This is a genomic window from Paenibacillus sp. J45TS6 (genome assembly GCF_018403285.1).
Lineage (GTDB): Bacteria > Bacillota > Bacilli > Paenibacillales > Paenibacillaceae > Paenibacillus.
The window spans coordinates 18,110-44,478 of the sequence record NZ_BOSJ01000005.1; the positions used below are offsets into that span (position 1 = coordinate 18,110).

25 protein-coding genes and 2 pseudogenes are annotated in these 26,369 nt (G+C 39.5%); 24 read left to right on the forward strand and 3 right to left on the reverse strand.

The genetic code is table 11. The features are described 5' to 3' along the window. The first annotated feature begins 105 nt into the window (after positions 1–105). From KJS58_RS09360 to KJS58_RS09420, 13 genes and pseudogenes are all read left to right on the forward strand, one after another. Positions 106–375 (forward strand): hypothetical protein, encoded by a 270-nt coding sequence (locus KJS58_RS09360; protein ID WP_213532273.1) that lies wholly within the window; start codon positions 106–108, stop codon positions 373–375. Between the two features lie 301 nt (positions 376–676). Next, positions 677–1,552 carry an SIR2 family NAD-dependent protein deacylase gene (locus KJS58_RS09365; protein ID WP_213532274.1) on the forward strand — a complete coding sequence of 292 codons (876 nt, stop codon included), beginning with the start codon at positions 677–679 and terminating at the stop codon, positions 1,550–1,552. A gap of 52 nt (positions 1,553–1,604) precedes the next feature. Beyond that, a complete protein-coding gene (locus KJS58_RS09370; RefSeq protein ID WP_213532275.1) occupies positions 1,605–2,471 on the forward strand; it encodes an SIR2 family NAD-dependent protein deacylase in 867 nt (288 codons plus the stop codon). Positions 2,472–2,498: 27 nt separating this feature from the next. Then, a complete protein-coding gene (locus KJS58_RS09375) occupies positions 2,499–3,359 on the forward strand; it encodes a Sir2 family NAD-dependent protein deacetylase (protein ID WP_213532276.1) in 861 nt (286 codons plus the stop codon). 21 nt (positions 3,360–3,380) lie between these two features. Beyond that, the gene (locus KJS58_RS09380; protein ID WP_213532277.1) at positions 3,381–3,959 is read left to right on the forward strand and encodes an HD domain-containing protein; all 579 of its coding nucleotides are present in this window, start codon (positions 3,381–3,383) and stop codon (positions 3,957–3,959) included. A 19-nt stretch (positions 3,960–3,978) separates the two neighbouring features. After that, positions 3,979–5,094: a tRNA 2-thiouridine(34) synthase MnmA gene (mnmA, locus tag KJS58_RS09385; protein WP_213532278.1), complete on the forward strand. Its 1,116-nt coding sequence runs from the start codon at positions 3,979–3,981 to the stop codon at positions 5,092–5,094. Between the two features lie 219 nt (positions 5,095–5,313). Continuing rightward, positions 5,314–6,132: a class I SAM-dependent methyltransferase gene (locus KJS58_RS09390; protein WP_213532279.1), complete on the forward strand. Its 819-nt coding sequence runs from the start codon at positions 5,314–5,316 to the stop codon at positions 6,130–6,132. Between the two features lie 100 nt (positions 6,133–6,232). After that, entirely contained in the window at positions 6,233–6,589 is a 357-nt protein-coding gene (locus KJS58_RS09395) for a hypothetical protein (protein ID WP_213532280.1), read from the forward strand. A gap of 17 nt (positions 6,590–6,606) precedes the next feature. Further along, positions 6,607–7,683 carry an NAD(P)H-dependent flavin oxidoreductase gene (locus tag KJS58_RS09400; protein ID WP_213532281.1) on the forward strand — a complete coding sequence of 359 codons (1,077 nt, stop codon included), beginning with the start codon at positions 6,607–6,609 and terminating at the stop codon, positions 7,681–7,683. 650 nt (positions 7,684–8,333) lie between these two features. After that, positions 8,334–9,835: pseudogene (locus tag KJS58_RS09405) on the forward strand (UDP-N-acetylmuramoyl-L-alanyl-D-glutamate--2,6-diaminopimelate ligase). Between the two features lie 204 nt (positions 9,836–10,039). After that, a complete protein-coding gene (locus KJS58_RS09410) occupies positions 10,040–11,050 on the forward strand; it encodes a phosphotransferase enzyme family protein (RefSeq protein WP_213532282.1) in 1,011 nt (336 codons plus the stop codon). A 274-nt stretch (positions 11,051–11,324) separates the two neighbouring features. Continuing rightward, positions 11,325–12,167, forward strand: coding sequence for a rhamnulose-1-phosphate aldolase (rhaD, locus tag KJS58_RS09415; RefSeq protein ID WP_213532283.1), 843 nt, complete (start codon positions 11,325–11,327; stop codon positions 12,165–12,167). Between the two features lie 160 nt (positions 12,168–12,327). Next, on the forward strand, positions 12,328–12,636 hold the full coding sequence (locus tag KJS58_RS09420; RefSeq protein WP_213532284.1) for a hypothetical protein: 309 nt from the start codon (positions 12,328–12,330) through the stop codon (positions 12,634–12,636). 164 nt (positions 12,637–12,800) lie between these two features. On the opposite strand, the gene KJS58_RS09425 is transcribed toward KJS58_RS09420, so the two are convergent. Then, a complete protein-coding gene (locus tag KJS58_RS09425) occupies positions 12,801–15,338 on the reverse strand; it encodes a pectate lyase family protein (RefSeq protein ID WP_213532285.1) in 2,538 nt (845 codons plus the stop codon). 251 nt (positions 15,339–15,589) lie between these two features. Here KJS58_RS09425 and KJS58_RS09430 point away from each other — a divergent pair, with 251 nt between their 5' ends. The 9 genes from KJS58_RS09430 (at position 15,590) to KJS58_RS09470 (ending at position 23,635) form a co-directional block, all read left to right on the forward strand. After that, entirely contained in the window at positions 15,590–16,381 is a 792-nt protein-coding gene (locus KJS58_RS09430) for an AraC family transcriptional regulator (RefSeq protein ID WP_213532286.1), read from the forward strand. A gap of 37 nt (positions 16,382–16,418) precedes the next feature. Next, entirely contained in the window at positions 16,419–17,072 is a 654-nt protein-coding gene (locus KJS58_RS09435) for a M48 family metallopeptidase (protein ID WP_213532474.1), read from the forward strand. Positions 17,073–17,218: 146 nt separating this feature from the next. Next, the gene (locus KJS58_RS09440) at positions 17,219–17,749 is read left to right on the forward strand and encodes a GNAT family N-acetyltransferase (protein WP_213532287.1); all 531 of its coding nucleotides are present in this window, start codon (positions 17,219–17,221) and stop codon (positions 17,747–17,749) included. 35 nt (positions 17,750–17,784) lie between these two features. Continuing rightward, the gene (nikA, locus tag KJS58_RS09445; protein ID WP_374705800.1) at positions 17,785–19,383 is read left to right on the forward strand and encodes a nickel ABC transporter substrate-binding protein; all 1,599 of its coding nucleotides are present in this window, start codon (positions 17,785–17,787) and stop codon (positions 19,381–19,383) included. Positions 19,384–19,448: 65 nt separating this feature from the next. Beyond that, on the forward strand, positions 19,449–20,378 hold the full coding sequence (opp1B, locus tag KJS58_RS09450; protein ID WP_213532288.1) for a nickel/cobalt ABC transporter permease: 930 nt from the start codon (positions 19,449–19,451) through the stop codon (positions 20,376–20,378). Between the two features lie 2 nt (positions 20,379–20,380). Then, positions 20,381–21,217, forward strand: a complete 837-nt coding sequence (gene opp1C / locus KJS58_RS09455) for a nickel/cobalt ABC transporter permease (RefSeq protein WP_213532289.1) — start codon at positions 20,381–20,383, stop codon at positions 21,215–21,217. 7 nt (positions 21,218–21,224) lie between these two features. After that, positions 21,225–22,040 (forward strand): ABC transporter ATP-binding protein, encoded by an 816-nt coding sequence (locus tag KJS58_RS09460; protein ID WP_213532290.1) that lies wholly within the window; start codon positions 21,225–21,227, stop codon positions 22,038–22,040. Further along, on the forward strand, positions 22,040–22,795 hold the full coding sequence (locus tag KJS58_RS09465) for an ABC transporter ATP-binding protein (protein WP_213532291.1): 756 nt from the start codon (positions 22,040–22,042) through the stop codon (positions 22,793–22,795). Before KJS58_RS09460 ends, KJS58_RS09465 begins: the two co-directional genes overlap by 1 nt. Positions 22,796–23,122: 327 nt before the next feature. Beyond that, positions 23,123–23,635, forward strand: coding sequence for a pilus assembly protein (locus KJS58_RS09470; protein ID WP_213532292.1), 513 nt, complete (start codon positions 23,123–23,125; stop codon positions 23,633–23,635). Positions 23,636–23,707: 72 nt separating this feature from the next. Here KJS58_RS09470 and KJS58_RS09475 read toward each other — a convergent pair whose 3' ends face one another. Both KJS58_RS09475 and KJS58_RS09480 read right to left on the reverse strand, forming a co-directional pair. Continuing rightward, positions 23,708–24,184, reverse strand: a complete 477-nt coding sequence (locus KJS58_RS09475; protein ID WP_213532293.1) for a GNAT family N-acetyltransferase — start codon at positions 24,182–24,184, stop codon at positions 23,708–23,710. 44 nt (positions 24,185–24,228) lie between these two features. Beyond that, positions 24,229–24,816 (reverse strand): hypothetical protein, encoded by a 588-nt coding sequence (locus tag KJS58_RS09480; RefSeq protein WP_213532294.1) that lies wholly within the window; start codon positions 24,814–24,816, stop codon positions 24,229–24,231. Between the two features lie 185 nt (positions 24,817–25,001). Between KJS58_RS09480 and KJS58_RS09485 the strand changes: the two genes are divergently transcribed. After that, positions 25,002–25,985 carry a phosphotransferase enzyme family protein gene (locus KJS58_RS09485; RefSeq protein ID WP_213532295.1) on the forward strand — a complete coding sequence of 328 codons (984 nt, stop codon included), beginning with the start codon at positions 25,002–25,004 and terminating at the stop codon, positions 25,983–25,985. A gap of 20 nt (positions 25,986–26,005) precedes the next feature. After that, positions 26,006–26,143 (forward strand): annotated as a pseudogene (locus KJS58_RS09490) (HAD family hydrolase); the annotation flags it as partial. Positions 26,144–26,369: the final 226 nt, after the last annotated feature.

Consider the following 26,369-nt stretch of genomic DNA (forward strand, 5'->3'; position numbering starts at 1 on the left):
TAACGAAGAAGGTCTCAAGAGATATTTTAAACAAATATATGTAAGAAGAATCTTGGGGTAAGCTTGTATGGTTGAATGCTTAGTCTGGATTAAGAGGAGGTCATTATGATTAATTTCGGATTACTGTTATTAACCGTTCTAATTCTAATAGTTACTGTCATCTTTCACGCAGGGTTATTATTGGATTTTATCAGACCAAGTGTTCTTCAAGTTCAACTTTTCGGTGTTCATTTAACGTTGTTCGGGATCATTGTCGTATTCGCTTTTGAAAGTTCTTCAATCTATGGATTTATCATTGGATTAATAGGACTTATCACAGGCGTATTCGGCTCTTTTAGAGAACCCCTAACCGCTAAAATTGGTGATAAATCGTAAGAAGAAGTATCGCACTTCGATTTACAAAATAGGTAATTTAAAAAATCAGCTAAATGAGCTTACCCTTGTTAAGGAGGTAACCTAAAAATCTAAAGCAACCTTAGTTCGGTACTGAACCGGACTAAGGTTGTTTTCTTATTTATTGAAAAGCCCTTTGTATGAAGATGTATCGTCAATACTATCTTAATAGATAGTATGTGTCAAAAAAGTACATACTTGTTCAGGGGTATACGCAACTATATAATTCTTTTAAATCTATGTTTTATGAAATATGAGGAAAATGTCAGGGGGCTAAATGAGTATGTTATCACAACCATATCAAGACAACATAGCCACATTACTTGAGAAGACCAAGGAAGCTGAGGCGGTTGTGGTTGGAGGCGCTGCAGGGATGTCTGCAGCTGCCGGATACAACTGGTATCAGACAGACGATATTTTTATAAAGTACTTTGGGGAATTTGCAAACAAGTATGATATCAAGAGTATTTTTTATGGTTTTTATCACCGTTTTCAGACAAGAGAAGAACGCTGGGCTTATATAGCTACTTTAATCAAGTTTGTATATGATTCTGATGCTGGTCAGCCCTACCTCGATTTATTACAACTGCTTCAAGATAAAGACTACTTCACAGTTACTACGAATCAAGATACACAGTTTTCAAAGGTATTCCCTGAAGAGAAAGTGTCTGCAATTCAAGGAGATTGGCGTTATTTTCAGTGCAGTGATTGTTGTCATGATCAAGTTTATTGGAATAAAGAGCTGGTTGAGAATATGTACCAAAACATAGAGGGAACTAGAATTCCTACAGAGTTAATTCCGACATGTCCAAAATGCGGGCAAGATATGGAACCATGGGTTCGCTCGCGTGTGTTTTTGGAAGGAAGCTTCTTTAAAAGCGAATTATATAAATTTCAAGCTTATCTTATGAAAAATAAGTATAAAAAGATTCTCTTTTTGGAACTAGGCGTAGGTACGATGACACCCATGTTTATTAAAGAACCATTCTGGGAGATGACGTACCATTTACCGAATGCTTACTACATTACCATTAATCCTAAAGATGCTGTGGTTCCCAGATCTATAGAGGATAAAGGACTTGCAATTAAGGAAGATATTGCTCGCGTGTTACAAGATACCTTGAAAGTGAAAGAGAAACAGGCTCAACTTGTAAACTAGTAAAACGATTTATATAGATATGATGATAAAGAACGTTATAGGGGGAAAAAATATGCTATCCAAGCAGTATCAAGACAGTATCAACACATTGCTAAAAAAAATTGAGGAAGCAGAAATGATTATAGTCGGTGGTGCCGCCGGAATGTCAGCTGCTTCTGGATATAACTGGTATCAAGATGATGCGATGTTCCGAGCTCATTTTAATGCTTTTGCTGAAGAATATGGGATTAGCAGCATCTTTGGGGGCTTTTACTATAAGTTTCGCACGGAGGAAGAACGGTGGGCGTATCTGGCCACTTTGATCAAATTTGTAGCAGAAGCTCCAATCGGACAGCCTTATAAGGATCTGTATCAACTTCTGCAAGGAAAAGACTATTATATTATTACGACAAATCAGGACACTCAGTTTTTGCAGGTTTTCCCGGAAAATAAAGTCAGTGCCATTCAGGGTGACTGGACCCATTTACAATGTAGCCAACCTTGTCACGACGGTATATATCCTTATGCGGAACAGGCAAAGGAACTTTGTACACACATGGAAGGAACAAGAATTCCATCTGATATGATTCCGCTTTGCCCGGTGTGCGGCGGTCCTATGGAGCTGTGGGTACGTTCCTTTGTATTTCTAGAAGGTACTAAATATAGAAGCGAGAAGAATAAATACCGTGAAATTATTCTCAAAAGTAAAAACAAAAAAGTCCTCTTTTTGGAGTTGGGCGTCGGTCAAATGACTCCTATGTTTATCAAAGAACCTTTCTGGAACATGACTTACACATGGCCAGATGCATATTACATCACCATTAATCCAATGGACGCATTGATGCCGAAGGAACTGGAGGGTAAGGGACTCGCCATTCATGAAGATATTGCTCGTATATTAAAAGATGCTCTAAATGAAAAAGCAAAGATAGCTCAATAAGACCCAATTATAAAAGGAGTTAATCAAATGGAACACAAATATAATAAGGTTTTAACAAAAATCGAAGAGGCGGACGCAATTCTTATCGGTGCTAGTAATGGACTTTCTATTTCGGAAGGGATTCATATCTTTGCGGACAATGCAGCTTTTAGAGAAAATTTTGGAGATTTTCGTGAGAAATATGGTATTCGAAGTATTATACAAGGATGCTTTTATCCTTATCCTTCTGAGGAAGAAAAGTGGGGATTCTTCAGCCGGATGTACAATTACTTTTTGTATAAGAATGAAGCCAGTCCGGTAATGAAAAATCTTTTTGAACTGGTGAAGGATAAAAATTATTTTGTGGTTACTTCAAATATCGATGATCATTTTAGACAGGCAGGGGTTCCGCAAGAGCGTCTTTTTGAAATCGAAGGAAATTGTCGGAATATACAATGTGCGAACGGTTGTCATCATCAGATTTATCCTGGAGATGAAATATTAAGTACAATGGCCCGTTCCCAAAAAGATGGAAAGGTCCCTCTGGATTTGATTCCTAAGTGTCCTATGTGCAATGGAATAATGAAAGTCCACATTGAAATTGATCGGAGTTTTCTAAGAGGAGAGGCTTGGCAAAGAAGTTATCAAGCTTATCAGGATTTTATTGAAAAAGCTCATGGTAAAAAACTAGTTATTCTGGAGTTCGGAGTAGGTGCAGAAAACCAATTGATTAAATTACCTTTCATGAAGTTGACTCAACTTGAAGAATACGCTTCCTACATTACTTTTAATATAGGCAGGGAACTCTATATCCCAGATGCCATTGCTGCTAAATCAATGGGCATGGACGGTGATATTTCTGAAGTTTTACAGCAACTCGTACAGATGAAATCAGCTAATTTTTCATAATAGGAGGGGAGGGGAATCAAGATGATTTTAACAGATGTGCTTTTTGATCCGCTATGTAAGCCAATCAAAAATTACTATGAAAAAATGGTTGCATTCATGGAAGAAGAGATAGAGTTTTGGCTGCCAGATAGTGTATGGCATACCAAATCTCATTCTGCTCGTGTACTTATCTTGGCACTCGTTATTGGACATCAAAAAGGACTGAGTGATAAAGAGATGAATTCACTCGGAATGGCAGCCGTTTTTCATGATTCCCGCCGTCTTGATGATGGAATTGATCAAGGACACGGAAGTCGTGCTGCAGAGTATTATAAAGACTATTGTCTAGAGCATGAATTACCCTATGATGCAGCCACCTACTATATCACTTATTATCATGACCATGATGATTCACTCGGCTTGTCAGAGATTGCAAAGTCACCTTATTTAAGTGAGCAGGATATACTACTGTATCAAATTTTTAAGGATGCTGACGCACTTGATCGATTCCGTCTGGGTCCGGATGCTTTGGATGAGAACATGCTTCGGACAGAAGAAGCACATAAATGTATTGAATTTTCCAAATATCTCTTGCTAAAAAGCAGTAAAAAACATTATTGAAAGTATAGGAGAATACTAAATGGTGAAAGAACCAAAAGATACACGTGTAGTCGTTGGAATGTCAGGCGGGGTTGATTCTTCTGTTGCTGCAATGTTACTAAAAGAGCAAGGCTATGATGTAATCGGAATTTTCATGAAGAACTGGGACGATACAGACGAATTTGGAGTTTGTACGGCAACGGAAGACTACGAAGATGTTATCCGCGTCTGTAATCAACTAGATATCCCCTACTACACTGTGAATTTTCAGAATCAGTATTGGGACAAGGTATTTTCCTATTTCTTAGAAGAATATAAAGCAGGAAAGACACCAAATCCCGACGTAATATGCAATAAGGAAATCAAGTTCAAGGCCTTTTTAAATCACGCTATGGACCTTGGAGCTGATTATGTGGCTACAGGACATTATGCAAGAGTGGTCAGAGAAAACGGGGAAGTTCATATGTTAAGAGGGAAGGATGATAATAAGGACCAGACTTATTTTCTTAACCAATTAACAGAAGAGCAGTTAAGTAAGGTGCTGTTCCCGATAGGCGATATGGAAAAACCAAAAGTACGGGAATTAGCTGCCGAAGCTAACTTGGCAACCGCATCCAAAAAAGACAGTACAGGTATTTGCTTTATTGGTGAGCGAAATTTCAAACAGTTCTTAAGTGGATATCTGCCTGCTCAAAAAGGGAATATGGAAACAATCGATGGCAAAGTGATGGGACAACATGATGGATTAATGTATTATACAATTGGACAGAGACATGGACTCGGAATCGGGGGAGACGGCGATCCTTGGTTTGTCATTGGAAAGAACATGGATAGGAATGTACTATACGTTGGACAAGGCTTTCACCATGAAATGCTATACTCAGACAGTATCATTACGGATCATGTAAACTGGATTTCAAAAGGAGCTTTACCTGATACATTCGAATGTACTGCAAAATTTCGCTATCGCCAATCCGACAACAAAGTAACAGTTACACGGTTGGAAGACTCCAAAGCAAAAGTGACTTTCCACGAACCGATTCGAGCCATAACGCCTGGGCAAGCGGTTGTTTTCTATCAAGAAGAAGAATGCCTCGGGGGAGGAACGATTAACCAGGTGTATCGCGACAATAAATTACTAACGTATGTTGGGTAAAAAAAGAATCGAGCATGAATGATGCTGTTATACCGAATAAAATGTGCTGATCAATTACTATATTTTCACTTTAAAGAAGGGGCTCGCTGAGCCTCTTTTTTAGTTTATTCACAAATAAAATCTACTTATAAAGTAAGAAGTAAATCTCCTTTGTGGTAATATATGTTTATTATGTAAGTTATATGGCGTTCAAATAAAGATACGGGGGTTGATTGAAATATGAAGACTTCAGATTCAACATATGATGTTAGTAAAACAAGTCTAGGTATGGAAGCGGAGCTGAACCGCCTTAAAGCTCAAGCTTTGATGGGATGGGAGAAAGAATGTAGATATCTGCAGTGGTATGGTTTGTCAGATGGAATGAACGTGCTGGAAGTAGGATGCGGTCCTGGATATGTGACAGAACAGCTTATCAAGAACTTCCCTAATAGTGAAATAACTGCTTTGGATTTTGATTCTGCTTTACTGCAAAAAGCGGAGGAGAATCATAATTCATCGAAAGTGAAGTACGTACAAGCCTCCATATACGATACGAAGCTTCCTGATGATCACTATGACTTTGTGATTGCTCGTCTTATTTTCCTTCATTTGTATGATCCCTTAAAAGCAGCATTGGAAATTTTCCGGGTGTTAAAACCTGGTGGGAAAGTAGCGATCATCGATATAGATGACGGCATATTTGGAGTTGTAGAACCTAATATTGAATCCTTCCGTTCCGTTCTTGATAAATTAGTAGCGATGCAACGAAAAGCAGGCGGTAATCGAGAAATTGGGCGAAGTCTCCCGAGATTACTGAAAGAATCAGGGTTTTCTAATATTGATATGGAGGCTGTTTCTGTACATAGTGATTTAGTTGGTTTAGAGGGTTTTCAGGAGCAGTTTCATCCGAATAGATTTGAGCAATTTTATAGACTAGGTATCTTATCTGAAAACGATTTTCATAATATTGAAAAAGCTCATGATAATTTACTGCATAACCCGGATTCATATGCCATGATGATTTTTCATATCGCTTGTGGAACGAAATCTTTTCAATGAAATGAAGAAGAGACGGCTGAGAGGTTAGCTGTAGTCCATCTCTGAAGAGGTGAAATTTGTGTTTTCTAAACAAGAAATAAAGCGTATTTTGGCCTCATGTTTGAGCTTATTATTTCTCGCTTTCTTTGCTACCTTCACTGTATTCTTTATGGATAGTAAGCAAGAGGATGCTCTTTCATTTACGTTATCAATGGACGAATATGCTCCGTTTGTTTTATTCGTTACGTTATTTGCGGTGTATCCTATTCTCGTTGTTGCATTTACAACACCTTTTGTAATCCTAAAATATTACAACGTGAGTATTTGGGTGCGCCTATTCGTATACATCATTGCTGGGGCGATCATTATGGTAATTCCCACCTTTTTAGATAGTTATGAATTTATTTCTATACTGGTCGCATTACTCTTTGGTTTGTTCGACTTCATATGGTCAAGGAAAGACACATCAATAGACTGAGCGAGGGGACGATGACTATGGCTATTCAACTTGATAACAATTTGTGCAGTATTCTTAACATTCGTTACCCTATCGTGCTGGCTGGAATGGCGGGGATACCGAATATGGCGAACCTAGTATCCGCAGTTTCTAATGCAGGCGGGCTTGGAACCCTTGGTGCAGGATACATGACTCCTGAAGAAATGAGAAGTACGGTTAAGAAAATAAAGCAGCAAACACAGGCTCCTTTTTCTGTGAATCTTTTCTTACATGAGGTTCCAAACCCATCTAAAGATGTTGAAATATTACAGTTTGAGCTTAACAAAATACGAGATCGTATTGGAGTACCTATTCCTTCTACTAAAAATATGAATACACCTGATTATTTCGAAGAGCATTTTACCGTTTTATTAGAGGAAAGAGTTCCTGTCATTAGCACTACATTTTCAATTCTTCCTGAATCCAAAATGCAACACGTGAAATCAGCAGGTATGAAGGTCATGACTACAGTAACAACGGTGGAAGAAGCGATCCAAGCGGAACAAAGTGGCAGTGATGTGATTGTTGCGCAAGGCAGTGAAGCAGGAGGACATCGTGGGACGTTTGATCTCTCTAATGATCCTTCTGGGGCAAATATTGGAACAATGGCACTTATACCACAGATTGTGGACCTAGTTCAAATTCCAGTGGTTGCTGCAGGAGGGATTATGGATGGAAGAGGGCTTGTCGCAGCATTAGCTTTAGGAGCACAAGGGATTCAAATGGGAACCCGATTCTTAACTGCTAACGAGTCAGGAGCGCATCCTGTTTATAAGAATGCGTTACTTGAAAGTACAGAGGAAAGCACAGTTATTACCAAAGCATTCTCCGGAAGACCAGCCAGGGGGATAAAGAATGAATTCATAAAGCAATTCGAAGCTAGTGATGTTGAACCACTTCCTTATCCTATACAAAATGCACTCACGAGAGATATTAGAAATACTTCTGCTCGTCTTAATAACCCTGAGTATATGTCGTTATGGGCGGGTCAAGGTACTAGAATGTTAACTGCTGATCAGTTTGCGGGTGAAATCATCCATCAGATTGTACGGGAAGCTTGTAAAATTATTGAATAGATTGTGCCTTAATCGAGATGGAATCTTCTTTCTACTAAAATCAGTTCAGTTTAGAAACTGCTCCATATGTTCCAATTAGAGAGGAGAGCCTGCCTAGTGAGTACTCCTGTCTTTCTACTGATATTTTATGTGGTGATTTGTTTGCTCATCAACGAGATGATTAAATTTCATGACCTTAAACAGGGTGAAAAGCCGAATCACTGGGGATTAAGAATCGGGCTTGTGCCATTACTAGCCCTTCTTCCTTTTGTACCTATTCTATTGTTCACCTTTTTTTATACCCTCTTTTTCTACTCATTTAGTGAGTTCACGAATATATTTAGTGCGAGTTCACATCAAAGCCTATTTAATTTTTCGTTAGCCATGCTAATCGGTTTTTTTATATGTGAAGAAGTATTAAAACCAATGATCATTACCTTACTAAGAATGGGTTTGCGTCTACATATCTCAGAATACACAAAGCACGTGATTACGATTGTCATAAACAGCATATTCATATATCTTATATCCAGTTATTCTCATGGGATCTACATCCACAGTTTTACATCGGCCATTTCTATTGCCGTTTTTTATAGTATGATCGACTGGATTCTGATGCTCATTATACATCTATACAATAAGTTAAAAGCTAAATTGTAGGGGGAGTAACCTTGAAGTTACAAGAACTCATCAATCAGCTTCATGTGAAACACACAAATGGGGATACAAATGTGGAAGTATCAGGGGTTAGCATCCATTCTCAAACTTTGAAGCCAGGGACATTTTTATTTGTATACCGGGCGTGAATGGACTTCAGGAGGATCGGCATCTTTTTATTGATAAAGCCGTGGAAGCGGGGGCTGCTGCAGTCATTGTAGAACGGGATGTGAAAGTAAGTGTTCCAACGGTAAAAGTATCCGATGCAAGGTACGCTCTGGCGGTCATAGCCAACCATTTTTACGGTTATCCAAGTACGGAGCTGAAATTGATTGGGATTACAGGAACCAACGGAAAAACGACAACGAGTTATATGCTGGAATCGATTCTCACGGAAGCAGGGTACCGAACAGGACTGATGGGGAATATCGGAACAAAAATAGGGTCTGAATGGTTTGAAACAGATATAAACACGCAGGAACCGAATCGTTTACAATATAATCTTCGAAAAATGAGAGATCAGTCCGTCGATTTTTGTGTCATGGAAGTTTCATCACAAGGTTTACATATGGGACGTGTTTTGGGGTGTGATTTTAGAACCGCTGTACTTACCAATGTCTCGCAGGATCACCTGGATTATCACGGAACGATGGAAGATTACATTGCTGCCAAAGGATTGTTGTTCTCACGAATGGGGAACTCTTTTTCAGCTGATCCTCTAAAAAAGAAATATGCAATTCTGAATGCAGATGAGGAATCAAGTCATGATTTCAAAGGAGTGACACCGGCACAAGTTGTTACGTACGGAATAGAGAGCCACGCCGATGTGATGGCAGAAGACATTCAGCTTACTTCAAAAGGCACAAAATTCACCGTCAAAACATCTATAGGCACGGAAATCATGGAACTTAATCTGGTTGGTAAATTTAATGTTTATAACGCACTTGCAGCAATCAGCTCGGCAATAGTGGAAGGGATATCACTAGAATACATAAAGCGCGGTTTGTTATCACTGAAAAGTGTCGCTGGGCGAATGGAAATTATTCATGCCGGTCAAGATTTTCTTGTACTGGTTGATTATGCTCATACACCGGATGGTCTAGAAAATGCCCTTACCACATTACACGAATTTGCTGATCAGCAGATCATAACTGTGTTTGGTTGCGGTGGAGACCGGGATAAAAAGAAACGCCCCATCATGGGTAAGCTGGCAGCGGAATACAGCGACATGGTTATCGTGACATCCGATAATCCACGCTCTGAAGATCCTGATCAGATTCTGCTTGATATTGAACAAGGGGTGCTGGACTGTGATGACTTTACGGGTCAGTACGAACTCATCACGGATCGCAAACAAGCAATTGAGCGAGCAATCAGCTTAGTGAGGCCAGGCGATATTATATTGATTGCAGGAAAAGGGCATGAAACTTACCAAATTTTAAAAGATCATACGATACACTTTGATGATCGGGAAGAGGCAAAAGAAGCGATCTTTCGGATTAAATCCAATCACTAAGTTACTAACGTTGAGTTTGGCGAAATACACCGTTATTCTAAAAGTCCATCAAGTAGAAGTGGTCGCCAATTGGCGGCTTTTTTTCGATTAAGGAACAATCGTTCATTCTTAGTAAAAATCAGCTTAAAAAATTTATTATATCTCAAACTATTTACTGGTCAATTATAATAACGTAAAGATATCTTCAGATAAAGGAGACCAATGATGGCTAAGGGATTTCAGATGGATACCGAGATCAATCGGAAAGATACGCTAAAACAAACCAAGCAAGCTGCTCTCTATGCACTACAAAAATATGAGATTAACTGGAATTCTATTCACTTCATCCAAATATCGGAGCATGTCACTTTTCGAATTGCTGCTGACCAGGGGGAATCGTTTTTACTCCGTATTCATTCGGCAGGCAAAAATCCGAAAGAGATTAGCTCTGAACTAGAATGGACTACAGCGATGAAAAGTAAGGGCATAACTCTGCCTGTTGCCGTACGGAATAGGGAGGGCTCTTTAGTTACTACTGCATACACAGATGACGGAAAGCAGTACTATGCCACTTTATTAACTTGGGTCGAAGGTGAGCGTTTAGAGAAGGGGGAGCATACAGAAGAGACGATACAAAAGATGGGGGAATTGATGGCACATCTTCACGAAGCAAGCGCTGATTTTAGCCCATCCACTGACTTTTCACGTCCTTCTTGGGGCATCCATACTTTTGAGAGAGATTGGGCTCATCTAGAACTCAATCACAGGCATTTTATATCAGATGAAGCAATAGAGTTGTATTCACTGGCTGCTCAGAAAGTGACAGAACTACTTAAAACACTTACAAGTAACGAACATGACTTTGGGATGATTCATGCTGATTTACATAATGGTAACATCGTGTTTTTTGAAGGTGAACCTTATCCGATTGATTTTGGCAGGTGCGGGTTCGGTTATCACTTATATGATATAGCTCAGTCCATTCTTGGACTATTCCCTCCGCAACGCGTTCTTTTTATGAAAGGGTATGAGAGATTTAGACAACTTCATGATGAATACATACCGAAGCTGGAAGCTTTCTTCATTATGGCACTCATTGAAGCCTATAGTTTTCATGCAGATGATTCTGCCGAGTGGGATGGGTTAATTGAAGAACAACCTTATGCGGAAGCCATATTAAAAGCTTATTTAAACGGTACATCATTTTTATTCGTGCCACTGGAGATTTCTATCTAGCAGCTTTTAACTAAATAGCGGCAATATCGCGGCTAACTTTAACTATAAAATAATATTTTTCATTTTAGCGTACCTATTGTAAACAAAGATACACCTTATCGATCTCATATGGTGCATCTTTGTTTATGTGGACTTCAAAGAAAATAACAGATATGATGGATAGTAAAATGATTGATTTCAGTAATCTAAGAGTCAAACCAAAAGCTTTGTTCTTAATGTCTCACAAGATCTATTGTAATGTTTACTTATACTAGAAAGGATTGTGGTGACGAAGATGAGTACGACTCATGGATTTAAGAAGGGGAATGTTCCAGCACTCGATATACCATTTGTGAGAGTGATGGCTGAAGCAACACAGCATATGTGGAGATTTGGCTGGGACGAACGAAATGGAGGCAATGTCAGCTATCTTCTTGATGAATCAGAAGTGGCTGCCTATATGGATATTGATCGAGTGATCCGTACATTTAAGCCTGCATTTCCAGTTAACGAACTAGCGGGAAAATACTTTATCGTAACGGGTTCCGGGAAATATTTCAAAAACATTATTGATGATCCAGAAGCTAATCTCGGTGTGATTCGTATATCTAAGGATGGGGAGACCCTTGAGCTTCTTTGGGGATTACCAGATGATGCGAAGCCAACAAGCGAGCTGGCTGCCCACTTCATGAGTCATATTGAAAGGATAAAAATCGATCCTAATCATCGTGTAGTCATACATAACCATGCGACAAATGTGATAGCGATGACTTTTATTCACGAATTAAATGAGGATAAGTTTACGAGAACCCTATGGGAAATGTGCACGGAATGTATCGTTGTTTTCCCAGACGGTATTGGAATCATTCCTTGGATGGTACCTGGTTCTAGTGAGATTGGACGCGAGACCGCACTCAAGATGGCGGAACACCGTGCCGTGTTATGGCCGCATCATGGTATCTTTGGTACAGGTAATTCTATTGACGATGCGTTAGGACTTATCGAAACGATCGAAAAAGCAGCTCAGATCTATATGTTAATAGCACACCACGAAATCAAGCAAAGAATAACAAACAAAGAATTAATCGTACTTGCAGAGGAATTTGGAGTTGTACCACGTCCTGGAATATTAAATTAATCAATTCAAAGCTTCTATCCATTAGGATAGGGCTTTTCTTTTTGTAATTAAACAAGAATGAGCAGGACTTTCTTTGACAGAAGATTCGGGGAATGAGAAAATAGGTTTCGATGTAATAAATGTAGAGATTTTTTAGTGAGTCGATATAGGAGGCATATCAATGAATCAGCGTTTTCGTATAACACGATCGATGCAAGAAAACATAACAGAACAAGCGATTACTTTGGAAGAGTGCAAAGAATACTTTGCAACGAAACCCGATTTTACCTACACGGAAGTCTTTACCGTAAAAGGCACGGAGAGCACGATGTCGATCAAAGGTGATTTTTTCATGTGGAAGCATGGGGATCTTGAAATTCCGTTCCGACTTTACATGGGAGACATCTACGTAGCCGTTGCAAATGAAGCAGTCATTCCTAAAATGCTAGAAATTTCATCAGATCTTCGTGCTGATGTAGTTGAAGGGTAAACCTTTATCTTTAAAAGAATCATAGCCTGGTAGATGAATAATTTCGTTTATGTAACCAGGCACATTTTGATCCCCCATACACAAAAATATGGGGGATTTTTAGCATCCCCCATAAAGTAATCTTACTATTCAAGATGTTTTCTACTCACACATGTGGCTGCAGCTTATTCACCTATTGGATTAAAGCTATCCTTGACGCTCACATTGGAGAACTTCGCATAATTCAACTGCTCAATATCATTCGCTACATCATTGCTGTCTACAGCCATGCCAACAAATACGGAATCTCGCATCGCGATCGTTTTCTCGCCGATTTTTGTCCAGTTGCTGCCGTCTGCTGAACCATAAGCATAGAAGATATCACCTTTGCGTCCGAGTTTGAGCCAGTATCCTTGTTCCACCCCGCCCAGTTTAAATGCAATGTCAGGAAGGAGCTGAATTCCTGCTTCTTGTGCTGCAGATGGGCTATCCAACGTTTCCGTTAATCGATCAAAGTCCGCGCCCTTGCTGTTTCTTCCTGCTAGGTAGGTAGACCAGCTGTAATCTTTCGATAATTTCACCGAAGAGAGTCCTAAAGCAGCGGTAGCGCTATCCTTCTTCAAATCATCTCGAATCATCAGACCTGTAAAGGCATGATTATCGACAGAACCAATCTCCTCCAGCTTCGCGGTAATCTCCATATCACCTGATAATTCCTTATAAACGAAATGGAAATCGTCCTTATCTGCATCATTCTCACGTGATTGTTTTGTGCTGCCTTCACTCATCCCGAGCTTCCCATTACCTTTCACGGTAATTACTCCATCTGTCATACTTGCAGTGCCCTTAAGATCAGGAGATCCAACATCGTCAGATTTATAACCTTCACTAGCAAGAGAACGAGATGGTGCGTTTACATGAATATTAGCAGCGGTAGTTTGCGTTGTATTTCCTTTCGAATCCGTAACTCTTGCCGAGATATAATAAGAAGCATCTGCAAGATCTTTAATCGTGTATTCGTAGTTATTCCCTTTTTTCACCGCATCGCCAAGATACTCCGAACCATTGTATACAGCAACCTTACTAATTTTATGTCCGAATTTGGAGTCCGCTTTGATTTTCACGGAGACGGCTTCTCCTACTTTCAATTGTGTATTATTATCTGGTCTTGTCATTTTAGCTTCGGGATTCTCCGCCACATGATTCATATCGACTAGACTATTGATGTAGAGTTCAAGCCAGGTATAACCTTGGTCTGTCACCGTCTTATATGCATCTGTGGTATCCCAGATCTTGTTTTTCTTTTCCCAATTATCCTCAATACCATTTTGATTCGTGTCATAATTCGCAGGATGCTGTTCCTCAATCACGCCAAAAGGAGAGACATAACCTCCAACCTCATGTTCTGTGTTGATGTATCTACCTAAACCTTTTTCTACCTCAGCTACAATTCTTGCATCGATTGCATCACGACGAGGATAGGTGGCTCCTGCTTGCTGCAAGATTGCGTCAAGTAATTTACCATTCGCTATTTTCACACCATTTTGTACATAATCATCAAAAGCTTGATTCGTAATTCCATGGTTAACTCCTGTGCTATCTGCGGACAGATAAGGTGTAGTTGCATAAGTCGTCTTTGTATCACCTTCGACGTCACCTGAGTTTTGGATATGTTTTGAGGAAGGATCGAGTAAACCCGTTGTTTTATTATTAATCCGATTGCCTGAGATGTAAAAACCGCCAATCTTTTTAGATTCGCCAGCATCTAGGACTCGGTCTGTTACATTATCCCTGGTGCCTGGGCCTGCGATCTCTACGTTGTTCATAAAATTAGTATAGGTAAAGCCGCCGCCATATGTAGTATTAAATCCCCAGTTATAGATGACGTTGTTAGAGAATTGAACGACAGCGACATGATCTGCGTTGGCCGCACCAGCATAACCGCCGCCGAGTCTTGGATTCCGCGAAGTATGATTTGCGTACAGATTATGATGGAAGGTTGTTTTATCTCCACCCGCAATACCGCCGTAGCCATGGCGACCTTTAGAGTGCCCCGATAGCGTCAGACTCTCTGAAATGATCGACCACTGAATTGTTCCATTTTCACCTCTGTAAGTAGACAGGGTCTCATCTGTGTTCCAACTGAAGGAGGAGTGATCAATAATGAAATAGTTGTTGTCTCTTCCCCATAGGGCATCCATTGAATCACTGCCATTATAGACATTGGTTGCACCTGGGCGGAAGGAGAGATACCTGATGATAATGTTTTCCGAATCGCTGATGTTTGTATCCCAGCCCGCAATGGTAATTCCATTGCCAGGTGCCGTTTGACCCGCAATGGTCAGATTTTTAATGTTTTTCAGACGAAGGGTGCCTTTCAGTTCAATGGTACCGGAAACGTTGAAAACAATCGTACGTCCTTCTTTAGGAGTAGATTGAATCCCATATCGAAGCGATCCTTCAATGGGTTGATCTTTTTCACCATAATCCTTAAGGTTCGTAACAATGTAAACATCGCCGCCACGACCGCCGCTGGTGTAGGCACCGCCGCCTTCAGCACCAGGAAAAGCGGGAATCAAAGCTCCTTTGAACTGACTTCCTTCCGCTGCCTGTACAGATTCAAGACCAAAAGGCTGCAATCCTGTAAATGAAAGCGCTACCGAAAAACTCAAAAAGACGGTCATCATCTTTCTTGAACCTCTTCCTCTTAACTTCCATTTCATCTGATTGTTGTATAACATGAATGCATCCCTTAGGACGTAACTGCAATCCTGTTATACTCCCTCCCCTCATTAATATGTTGCTTACGCTATTACTTTAAATCTTCTCCTATGTATTTACATGCCATAAATCTACTTTTTTGTGCCAAATATTGTAGTTTGATCTTGTACTAAGGAGGATATCTATATTATGTTCTTAGTAGTGCAGTAGAGTTCGTTAGGGAATTTCAATGCGAATAGGGGAGGAGTAAGGTATGAAAATCAAATACCAACATCGCGATCACGATTTTCATCTATTTATTTCTACGAATAATACGTATCCTCTTCATTTGCATAAGAACGTCGAAATCACCATGGTGTTATCAGGGGAAATTAATATTACGATTAATCAGCAAGATTATGTTTTGTCTGAAGGAGAGATGTCGATCGTTTTTCCTAACCAGCCTCATAGCTATAAAACGATGAAAAACAATCAGATTTTGCTGATCTTTTTTGATGCTACCTTCCCAGGGGACTATACAGGAGATTTACTAAACTATATACCAGACAGTCCGATCATCCCAAAAAACGAGGTCATGATGAACGCCCTCACCATGATGTGCAAATTATATGATGAACAAGTAGACAGACGCTTGATTAAGGCATACCTAACCGTGATTCTAGGACATGCGATGCCGTTATTGTCTCTGCAAAAAGCAGATTATACGAAAGACATGAATATCATTCAAAAAATACTTACCTATATAGACCTCCATTACTTAGAGCCGATCACGCTTGATACCCTTTCAAAAGAGCTCGGGATCAGTAAATTCCATGCTTCCCGGACATTCTCCGAACAGTTCCAAATCTCTTTCCGAGATTATATTAACGCCCAGCGGGCCGCTTATGCTTACATGCTGCTGACGTCCACTACGAAACCGGTCACCGCTATTGCGTTTGATTCTGGATTTAATAGTTTGCGATCTTTCTATCGTGCTTTTAAAAAAGAATATGCCATCGCGCCTAATGAATTTCGAAGAAATATTTCGGAAGCCATGCGTTTATAGTAATATAGAGAAAAAATATATAGAAACGATGTTGATGATGAAAATTGAACTAGACAACCGGCAAATTGAATTTCATGTGGAATACGGTCCACGCAAAAAACTCTCGATTCAGATCTATCCTTCGGGCCTGATCATTGTGAAAGCACCAAAGCATACAGAAGATGAGGTAATCATGAACGCCGTACGTCAGCAAGGAGATAAGATTGTAAAGCAACTTCACGCGATTGAAGCTGCTCGTACTCCGTCAAAGATAAGAGAATACGAAGAAGAAGGAAAATTCCTTCATCTTGGAAAGTATTATTTCTTGCACGAATTAATTGAAACGCAGGGACGAGCAGAAGAAGAGTTAAGAGCTGATTTAAAGAAATTTTACTTCACAAGCTGTAAGAAAGTGATTAGCGAACGTATCAAAATTTATCAAAAGCAGCTCAAAGTTACGCCCAAATCCTTTGTCATTGAGGAATCCAGGACGAAGTGGGGGAGCTGCAACTCAGCGAAACAACTTACTTTTAATTACCGTCTTGCGATGGCGCCGATTGAGGTCATTGATTATGTCGTGATTCATGAACTCTGTCATCTGCTGCATATGAATCATGATCGTTCTTTTTGGAGACGAGTCGGAAGTATAATGAAGGATTACAAAGAAAAAGAGGCCTATCTTGCGAGGTATGGGCACGATATGTCACTGTAAACATCGCTGACAAACCATATATTGTAAGGTTTGTTCTTTTCTTGTGCATGTGTTGTAGAAACCGCTCATAAAACTTGAATTTTCGCTTTGTGACTAATAATATTAATCCATAGAAATGTTTAGGATAAGGGGAAGTTTGAGAGAAAATGAAAATACAGCAGCCGTATAGTATAAGAAGAGTGCAAGCTGATGAACGTGACCAAATCGTCGAATTTATGATGAGGGTACGTAAAGAAATCTTCCCGATGTTAACTCAGGATGAGCTTCCGCCAGACCTACTTAATTTTAATGAATATTATATGGAGCAGGACGATGCAGCGATTTTTGCTGCTTTTTTTGAGGATGGAACGGTGATTGGAACCATCGCCATTACTCCATATGATGGGAGATTTGTTCAACTGGATCGATTCTATCATCATAGTAAAACCGCAGAAATCGTTAAATGCTACGTTGATCGGAACTACAGGAGATTCGGTCTGGGGTCGATTTTATTTGATGAAGCCTTGCAATTTTGTAAGCAAGTTGGCTATGAAACGCTATATTTGCATACCCATCCGTTTCTACCGGGTGCGATCCCCTTTTGGAACTCAAAAGGTTTTGAAGAAAGACTAGCTGAAGATGATCCAATCTGGAATACACTTCATATGGATTTACAAGTAGAACAGCATCATGGATAGGACCATACTTTTATAACAAAAAGGGAGCACACGAAGTGAAGAAATTACAGATTAGTATGACCTTATTACTCGGTTTACTCATGGTATTCGTTACAGGGTGTCAAGGGGGAAATGTGGCTAGCACGGAAGATCGTTCACGCGATGAAATTGTCTATGCCAGCACAAAAGATATAAGAGATATTAACCCTCATTTATATAGCGGGGAAATGTCAGCCCAAAATATGGTGTTTGAATCACTTGTTATCAATACGGACGAGGGCGTAAAGCCTGCTCTAGCTGAAAGTTGGGAAATTTCAGAAGACGGGTTAGAGTATACCTTTCATCTAAGACAAGATGTTACTTTTACCGATGGAGAGCCCTTTAATGCGGAAGCTGTAAAGTTAAATATGGATGCAATATTAAAAAATAGTGAACGCCATGCTTGGCTTGATATGGTAAATGAGATCAAAGAAAACGTGGTAGTCGATGAATATACATATAAACTTGTATTAAAGCATCCCTACTATCCCGCTTTAACTGAACTCGGCCTTACTCGTCCATTCCGATTTATCTCGCCCAAATCTTTTATTGATGGGGAGACAAAAGATGGAGTTAGCAGCTATGCAGGGACAGGTCCTTGGGTGTTAACGGAACATAAAGAGGGACAATATGCGGTATTTACGGCGAATGAAAATTATTGGGGTGAAAAACCAAAAGTCTCTACGGTGAAGTGGAAGGTTATGCCGGATCCGCAAACGATCTTGCTTGCTCTTCAAAAAGGAGAAGTGGATCTCATTTTTGGTGCTGACGGCGATATGATTGATATTGACTCGTTCAAAGCATTAGAAGAACAAGGTCAATATACAACAGATATAAGTAAACCGGTTGCTTCTAGAGCTATTCTACTCAACTCAAACAAGCCGATTACAGGTGATGTTAAAGTCCGTCAAGCTTTTCAATATGCAATTGATAAAAAGTCCATCGCTGATGAGATTCTGAATGGTTCGGAATCTGTGGCAGATACGTTACTCTCGTCAACGGTACCCTATAGTGATCTGAATTTAGAGGTAAGATCATTCGACCCAGATGAGGCAAACAAACTTTTAGATGAGGCGGGCTGGGTACTTGGAAATGACGGCTATCGATATAAGGATGGAAAAAAATTAGAGCTTTCTATTTACTACAACTCTAACAATGCCCAAGAAAAAACAATCAGCGAATTCATCCAAAGCGATTTCAAAAACGTTGGGGCTGATTTAAAAATCATCGGTGAAGAGAAACAAGCATTTTTAGATCGACAAAAATCAGGTGAGTTTGATCTCATGTACTCCTTATCATGGGGTACCCCGTATGACCCTCAGTCTTATCTATCCTCATGGAGAATTCCGGCACATGGTGATTATCAAGCACAGATTGGACTGGATCAAAAAAAATGGTTAGATGACACCATTACAGCAGTGATGATAGAGGCAAGTGAAGAGAAGCGTCAGGAGATGTATAAAGACATTCTCTCCTATATACATGATGAGGGAGTATATATTCCTCTTACGTATTCGCGTACAAAAGCGGTTTATGTTCCGGAGTTAAAAGGTGTAACATTTAATGTTTCCCAATACGAGATACCATTTGAGAAGATGTATTTCGAACAATCATAATTTAAGGTGAAAAAGGCAGATCCCAAGCATCTGTCTTTTTCATTCATTTTAGGGAGAATCACAAAATGGGAAATTACATTATAAAAAGATTGCTAAGCATGATACCCATCTTATTAGGTATATCCTTTTTATCTTTTATTCTGATTAATTTAAGTCCAAGTGACCCGGCTGAAGTCGCACTTCGTGTGAATGAAATAACACCGACAGAAGCAGCGGTTGCGGAAATGCGTGCAGAACTTGGCCTCGACAAGTCATTTATTGAAAGATATGCAGCATGGGTAGTAGACAGTCTGCAAGGAGATTTTGGTAACAGTTATATTACGAACAAACCGGTCATTAGCGAAATGAGCCGAGCAATTCCAGCGACTCTGCATTTAGCATTGGTGTCACTAGCGATTATTTTGACGGTTAGCATCGTGGCCGCAGTCATATGTACAGTTTATGAGGGCACGATGATTGACCGTTTTATTAGAGGAATGGTTTTTGTATCGGAGGCAATACCAAGCTTTTGGATTGGTCTACTCCTCATGTGGTTATTTGCAGTAAAACTAAATTTACTGCCAACGAGTGGAATGGAGTCCCCGAGCTCCGTTATTCTTCCGGCTGTTACTCTTTCTTTTGCCTATATATCAACCTACGTAAGACTGCTTCGAAATAACATGGTGAAGAACAAGCTAGAGAATTACGTGCTGTATGCCAAGGCTCGCGGATTAAAGGAACGAAAGATTTTTGAACATATATTTAAAAACTCTCTGCAATCCTCGATTGCTGCACTTGGCATGTCCATCCCTAAACTTATCGCAGGTACGGTTATCGTGGAAAACATCTTTGCATGGCCAGGAGTAGGGCGATTATGTATTACAGCGATATTTAATCATGATTATCCAGTCATTCAAGCTTATGTACTTCTTATGGCGGTATTATTTGTAGGCTGTAATTTACTTGTTGATATCATTACGATGTTATTAGATCCAAGACTTAGAAAAGAGGCTTAACTGTGGGGGTAATAAATAGATTAAAAAATGATCGTCTAGCGATGATATGTATAGGTTTTCTATTTGTTGTCATTTTAGCTGGAATATTTGCACCTATGCTTGCACCGCATAATCCGATTGAAACCAACGTAAAAGAAAAATTTGCAGGGATGAGTATGACCTATCCGTTAGGTACGGATCAGCTTGGGCGTTGTATCTTGTCAAGATTACTTTATGGGATACGCACCACAGTATTTACTTCCTTATTAGCGATGGCAGTAACCATTATCATAGGTACCATTCTAGGAGTGATCGCCGGGATTTCACGAGGTAAAGTAGATGAACTCATTATGAGAATATGTGATGTATTTTTATCTTTTCCCAGTGAAGTCATGATTCTGGCGATTGTTGGGATGATGGGTCCGGGTTTATTCAATGTAATTATCGCAAGTATTATCGCAAAATGGGCTTGGTACACTCGCATGATCCGTACCATCGTATTAAAATATACCGACAAAAATTATATCCGGTTTGCTAAAGTGTCAGGTTGCAGTACAGGACATATTGTAAAAACACATATTTTACCGGGAGCAGCCGGAGAAATCGCAGTTTTAGCCACACTGGATACGGGATCTGTCATCTTGGTCATTTCAGCCCTGTCTTTCTTAGGATTAGGAGTACAAGCTCCAACGCCAGAGTGGGGTATGATGCTTAATGAAGCAAAAAATGTGATGATTGTACATCCTTATCAAATGCTTGCTCCTGGAATAGCGATTCTGCTTGTGGTAGCGGCTTTTCATTTCGTAGGGGATAGCTTGCAAGATGCCTTTGATACGAAACGCGGAACGAAGAAGGGGTGAGATGAACATGAATGTGTTAGAAGTAAATGGCTTATCCATTATAGATGAGCGAAAAAAAACAGTCCTCGTAGAAAATGTGAATTTTACGTTAGATCGCAATCATTGTCTTGGTATTGTCGGTGAAAGCGGGAGCGGTAAATCTATCACCACAAAGGCTATACTGGGACTAACTCATCCCTCACTGAAGGTTACGGGGCATGTTTATTTTGATGGCGTTGATCTGTTGCAACTGGGTAAGAAAGAGATGAGAAAGATAAGAGGCAAGCGGATCTGCATGATCTTGCAAGACGCAATGTCTGCCTTTGATCCGTTATATACCATGGGAAGTCAAATGATCGAGACCTTGTGTGAGAACCTCGAAATATCGAAAAAAGAAGCGAGAGTTCTCTCTATTATAGAGCTTGAAAAGATGCAAATTAAAGAACCAGAACAAGTGCTGAAGAAATACCCGCATCAGTTATCAGGCGGCATGCTGCAGCGGTGTATGATTGCTATTGCGATGGCAGTGAAACCAGATATTATTATTGCGGATGAACCTACAACAGCGCTGGATTCAATCACGCAAAATGAGGTAGTAAAAGAGTTTGAACGACTGAGAAGTGAACTCGATACGGCTGTTATTTTTATATCCCATGACCTTGGTGTTGTACAAAGACTAGCACAAACGGTACTTGTCATGAAAGAAGGCAAACAAGTTGAGTACGGGAAAATAGAAGATGTATTTTCAAACCCAGAGCAGGAGTATACGAAGTTTTTAATTCACACCCGAGAACAATTAACGAAGTCCTTTTCAGATGCGATGAGAAAGGATGATCCTGTGTAATGCTTGAAGTGAAGAATGTGTATAAGTACTATAAACGATCAGGAAATGGTCTTAGAAAAAAGAAGCTGAATGTATTACAGGATGTCTCATTTCATATACGTGCAGGCGAATGTGTGGGCTTGGTTGGAGAGAGCGGAAGTGGAAAAAGTACATTAGGCAGGCTCATCTTAGGTCTTGAAAAAGCAGACGCTGGCTCCATACGTATGGAAGACAAAGAGATAACCAGATGGATCAAAGAAAACAAGGGACAAATGAGCGTTGTTTTTCAGGACTATACCTCATCCGCTAATCCTTATTATAAAGTGAGTGACGTCATTAGTGAGCTGCTTCGAGCCTTTGGAACAGCTGGAGGAATACAGAAACAAGTGGAATACTTGTTACAAAAAGTCGGACTCCCTTTATCGGTGGCAAATCGGTATCCGCATGAACTAAGCGGCGGCGAATTACAAAGAGTGTGTATCGCGAGAGCGATCAGTAGAAATCCTAGATTCTTAGTATTAGATGAAGCGATTAGTTCACTTGATGTGTCAACACAGTCGCAAATTATGGAGTTGCTGTTCAGGCTGAAAGAAAACGATAATATGACGATTCTCTTCATCGCTCACGATCTGCAGGCCGTATCCCATTTATGTGATCGAGTCATGTTTATGGAGAATGGCCAAATTGTAGAGCAGATTGCATCTAGCAATCTCTCTGAGGTTCAGAACGAATACGCAAAAAGACTGCTGGATTCCGTTATTTCATTTCATGTCTAATCGGGTGCGTGGGGTAAGGTGAAGAATAAAATATAGGATGGGTATTAGGCTGCTGGTAAAAAGACTGCTAGGCTGCTAGTAAATCTAGCAGCCTTTTTTTGTTATAGTTTAGAAGGATTAGAGATTATTTATGTATTATACCGAACATTATTCCTTCATTGAGCGTTTTAATAGACATATAACTAGTGGATATCTATTTAATGGGATAGAAACAAAAGTTTATACAGCAACAACACAGCCCTAAATAGCATTTACAATAGATATTTAAATGCAGTTATAAGCAATGAATGAATACATAATGAAGAAAATACAGGGGAGATTCATTTTATGAAGAGAAAACGTGCTTTTATTGCGACATTATCTTTAGCGATGGCAACAACAGCGATGATTGCTTTTGCTTCCACAAGTACAACTCCGGAGAAGGTAACTCCTGAATCTAGTGAAATAGAGAGTGCTATTACGCATCCTCCTATCGAGGATCACTTAGAAAACACTACTTCTGATGATAAGCCGAACCCCATTGGCGATACCGCAAAGGGAGGCGCCGTTGTATCAAAGTATTTTACTGTAAATGAGGGATACGGTCATCTTAGGCTTCTTATAAAAAACAATAGCCGCCATCCAGTGAGGGTTAGTTTAACGCACAGAAGTACGCATAAGTTATATTTTGCTAGAGAGATTGATGGAAGCAGCTCTCTGACATGGGCAAATTTTGAAGAGGGTTTCGAACAAGGAATGCGTAGTGGAGAGTATATACTTCAATGGAGTGGTGCTGGCTATAAAGTTAATGGAGAATTTACTGGAAAAATGGGTTCATCCATTTCTGATGTTATAAAATAATTCAAGGTCAGTTTAAAAGATTGGGGATCCATTTTATTTGGATCATGATATTGTGCAATGCGGATAATCAAATTAGAGGTGCAGTACGGTTATGGGTTCATTATCGCAAATTTCCCCATTTTCACGAAACCCAAAGCTTTCATAAAGTTTTTTTGCGACAACGTTGTCAGCTTCATAAGGGATCCAGCAGTACTTGGCAGGACCGGCGGGAAAGGTTCGAATAAACTCCAATATCTTTTTCATCGCTTCCCGAGCGTAACCTTGATTTTGGTATTGCGGGTCAATCATGAGTCGTAGGATGCAATAGCTGTCGCTTGCGATCGAAGGAAGCTCATACCCGGTGATACCATAAGTCAACATAACAAAACCTACCGGCTGTTCATCCGCATAAATGGCAAACGGAAAAGGATGCCCTCCATTCGTAGCAAGAACATAACAAGAAGCAACACTTGATAGATTAGAGGCAACAAAGCGACGCTGATCTTCCGAAACTTCCAGGTTAAATATAGCACGCCGGTTTTCTAGCGTAATTTTTCTAAGCGAAATCATGTAGAGTTTCTCCCCTTAATTTTTATATTTTTATTTCAAGATTATTAATCAACCATATAAAGCTTCCATTCTTCATCCTTTTTCGTAATTACAAATGAATAGGATTGCTGCGTTAGATCATCTGACGATTCCATACAAATAACGACTACATTATAGTAATACTCTGATTTTGTTTTATACACTTTCTCTATGGTATGGAGATCATAAAACATAAACTTTTTATCTTTATCTTCTGAGAAAAAGATGTCTTGTCCTGTTATAGGTACGCTATCCTTTACATCAGATCTCAGCTGCGCAGCATACGTTGTTAGATCTTGATTAATAATAGTTTCTAGCACCGTTTGTAGTGTTACAATGGCCCCTTTATCCATTTTATTCTCTACATCAGCCCATTCGATAAACACACCTTCTTTAAACTTACTCTCCTCGATGGGCGGAATATCGTTAGGTCCGATAACGAGTTCAACTCTACTTTCTGATTCTTTGTTATGTTTAGTCTCTATTTGAGGTTGAGGTTCTTCTACAAGAGGCACTTTTTTCTCTTCTTCCTGAGCAGCTTCTTTTGAGATGCAACCGCCTAACAGTATGGTGATCAGTAAGAATAGAATCCCCATTTTCTTGCCTTTTTGCATATAATACGCCTCCTTGAAGAACCATATTTTAACATTTGTTAAGAATATCTACAATTATATAATGAGTAGTTACAATCGGTTATAGTCATATTCTCCCCATAGTACGCTGAAGGTTCATGTTATGCTGACCATAAGAAAAATCGATGTTAGCTGAATATATCCAATATGAGGAGCGATGCAAATCTATGTTACAACTGAAGTATCTATTCAATAATGAAGACTTAGCAGAAATGATTTTAAAAAATTGGAGTTTTGATGAAGAATCGAAGGAAATGTTTACATATTATCGCATATCTTCAAACGCCATTTATCCGTATATCGACAAAGGTATGGCTCAGATCTTACGGTTTGCCCCTACAGCAGAGAAAATGAGATCTAATATATTAGCAGAACTTGATTTTATCACGTACTTGCTTGGCAAAGAGTATGGAGTGTTAGAATCGATTCCATCAAAGGGTGGGGAGAAGCTTGTTGAGGTAAGCACACCGTGGGGCGAATACTATGCATCGGCTTTTAAGCGTGTACCCGGAAAGCAGATTAGTAACACGGATTTTAGTGATGAAATCGTTTTTAGTTATGGAAAAGCACTGGGAAGGCTGCATTACTTATCTAGTCAATACACACCTGGTAATTTCAAGAGATGGTCCTATAGCGATGTGTTAGACTGGATGGAAGAAGTGGTGAAGGATAACCCAGATGAATTGGCTGCAAAGAAAGAAATGAAATTACTGAGATCCTATTTTGCTTCCCTTCCTAAATCTACTGAAAATTATGGATTGATTCATTATGATTTTGAATACGATAACGTATTTTACGATGAAAATACTAAATCCTGTTATGTTATTGACTTTGATGATGCAATGTACCACTGGTATGGCATGGATATTGAACAAGCACTGGACAGTTTACAGGACTATACTCCAATTGAGTTATTCCAGCAGAAGAAACAAAGCTTTTTGGACGGTTATCTTACGGAATATGAATATTCAAATGATCTTGAGACTTTCTTACCCGCATTCCGGCGCTTTGCGAATCTATATGGGTATGTGCGAATTTTAAAATCAACGGAGGAAAAATGGGATCATGAGCCTGAATGGCTAACGAATCTACGAGAGAAACTGACAGCTGCACTCAAAGCAAAAGCAACTTCATTTGGTCAGCCGATCTAAGGAAGGATATTCGCAAATCAATGTATAAAATTGTGTTTTTTGACGTAGATGGTACGCTATTAAGTGAAATTGACAGAACCCTGCCCTTAAGCACGAAAGAAGCAATCAGCGAATTGATGGAGAGGGGAATAAAAGTTGTAGTTGCAACAGGAAGACCATAGAAAATTCGGCGTTATTTCGTAACGGTCAATACATAAAATACTTCCTATACAGAAGGATGAATTTGCTGTATTCTATATAATTTTTATCGCGATAGAAACATGTTTAATTTATCCATAATTGTTCTTTACCTACATGTTCGTATGTTTATACAGTATCATTAAATACAACAAATGATTTCACATAAATGGAAATTATTTATATGTATCTCGATATCGAAAGGAG

What these genes read in the sequence shown, in the direction of transcription:
- KJS58_RS09360 (WP_213532273.1), top strand. Translation starts at nt 106, where the DNA reads ATGATTAATTTCGGATTACTGTTATTAACCGTTCTAATTCTAATAGTT.
- KJS58_RS09365 (WP_213532274.1), top strand. Translation starts at nt 677, where the DNA reads ATGTTATCACAACCATATCAAGACAACATAGCCACATTACTTGAGAAG.
- KJS58_RS09370 (WP_213532275.1), top strand. Translation starts at nt 1,605, where the DNA reads ATGCTATCCAAGCAGTATCAAGACAGTATCAACACATTGCTAAAAAAA.
- KJS58_RS09375 (WP_213532276.1), top strand. Translation starts at nt 2,499, where the DNA reads ATGGAACACAAATATAATAAGGTTTTAACAAAAATCGAAGAGGCGGAC.
- KJS58_RS09380 (WP_213532277.1), top strand. Translation starts at nt 3,381, where the DNA reads ATGATTTTAACAGATGTGCTTTTTGATCCGCTATGTAAGCCAATCAAA.
- mnmA (WP_213532278.1), top strand. Translation starts at nt 3,979, where the DNA reads ATGGTGAAAGAACCAAAAGATACACGTGTAGTCGTTGGAATGTCAGGC.
- KJS58_RS09390 (WP_213532279.1), top strand. Translation starts at nt 5,314, where the DNA reads ATGAAGACTTCAGATTCAACATATGATGTTAGTAAAACAAGTCTAGGT.
- KJS58_RS09400 (WP_213532281.1), top strand. Translation starts at nt 6,607, where the DNA reads ATGGCTATTCAACTTGATAACAATTTGTGCAGTATTCTTAACATTCGT.
- KJS58_RS09410 (WP_213532282.1), top strand. Translation starts at nt 10,040, where the DNA reads ATGGCTAAGGGATTTCAGATGGATACCGAGATCAATCGGAAAGATACG.
- rhaD (WP_213532283.1), top strand. Translation starts at nt 11,325, where the DNA reads ATGAGTACGACTCATGGATTTAAGAAGGGGAATGTTCCAGCACTCGAT.
- KJS58_RS09420 (WP_213532284.1), top strand. Translation starts at nt 12,328, where the DNA reads ATGAATCAGCGTTTTCGTATAACACGATCGATGCAAGAAAACATAACA.
- KJS58_RS09425 (WP_213532285.1), bottom strand. Translation starts at nt 15,338, where the DNA reads ATGAAATGGAAGTTAAGAGGAAGAGGTTCAAGAAAGATGATGACCGTC.
- KJS58_RS09430 (WP_213532286.1), top strand. Translation starts at nt 15,590, where the DNA reads ATGAAAATCAAATACCAACATCGCGATCACGATTTTCATCTATTTATT.
- KJS58_RS09435 (WP_213532474.1), top strand. Translation starts at nt 16,419, where the DNA reads ATGAAAATTGAACTAGACAACCGGCAAATTGAATTTCATGTGGAATAC.
- KJS58_RS09440 (WP_213532287.1), top strand. Translation starts at nt 17,219, where the DNA reads ATGAAAATACAGCAGCCGTATAGTATAAGAAGAGTGCAAGCTGATGAA.
- opp1B (WP_213532288.1), top strand. Translation starts at nt 19,449, where the DNA reads ATGGGAAATTACATTATAAAAAGATTGCTAAGCATGATACCCATCTTA.
- KJS58_RS09460 (WP_213532290.1), top strand. Translation starts at nt 21,225, where the DNA reads ATGAATGTGTTAGAAGTAAATGGCTTATCCATTATAGATGAGCGAAAA.
- KJS58_RS09465 (WP_213532291.1), top strand. Translation starts at nt 22,040, where the DNA reads ATGCTTGAAGTGAAGAATGTGTATAAGTACTATAAACGATCAGGAAAT.
- KJS58_RS09470 (WP_213532292.1), top strand. Translation starts at nt 23,123, where the DNA reads ATGAAGAGAAAACGTGCTTTTATTGCGACATTATCTTTAGCGATGGCA.
- KJS58_RS09475 (WP_213532293.1), bottom strand. Translation starts at nt 24,184, where the DNA reads ATGATTTCGCTTAGAAAAATTACGCTAGAAAACCGGCGTGCTATATTT.
- KJS58_RS09480 (WP_213532294.1), bottom strand. Translation starts at nt 24,816, where the DNA reads ATGCAAAAAGGCAAGAAAATGGGGATTCTATTCTTACTGATCACCATA.
- KJS58_RS09485 (WP_213532295.1), top strand. Translation starts at nt 25,002, where the DNA reads ATGTTACAACTGAAGTATCTATTCAATAATGAAGACTTAGCAGAAATG.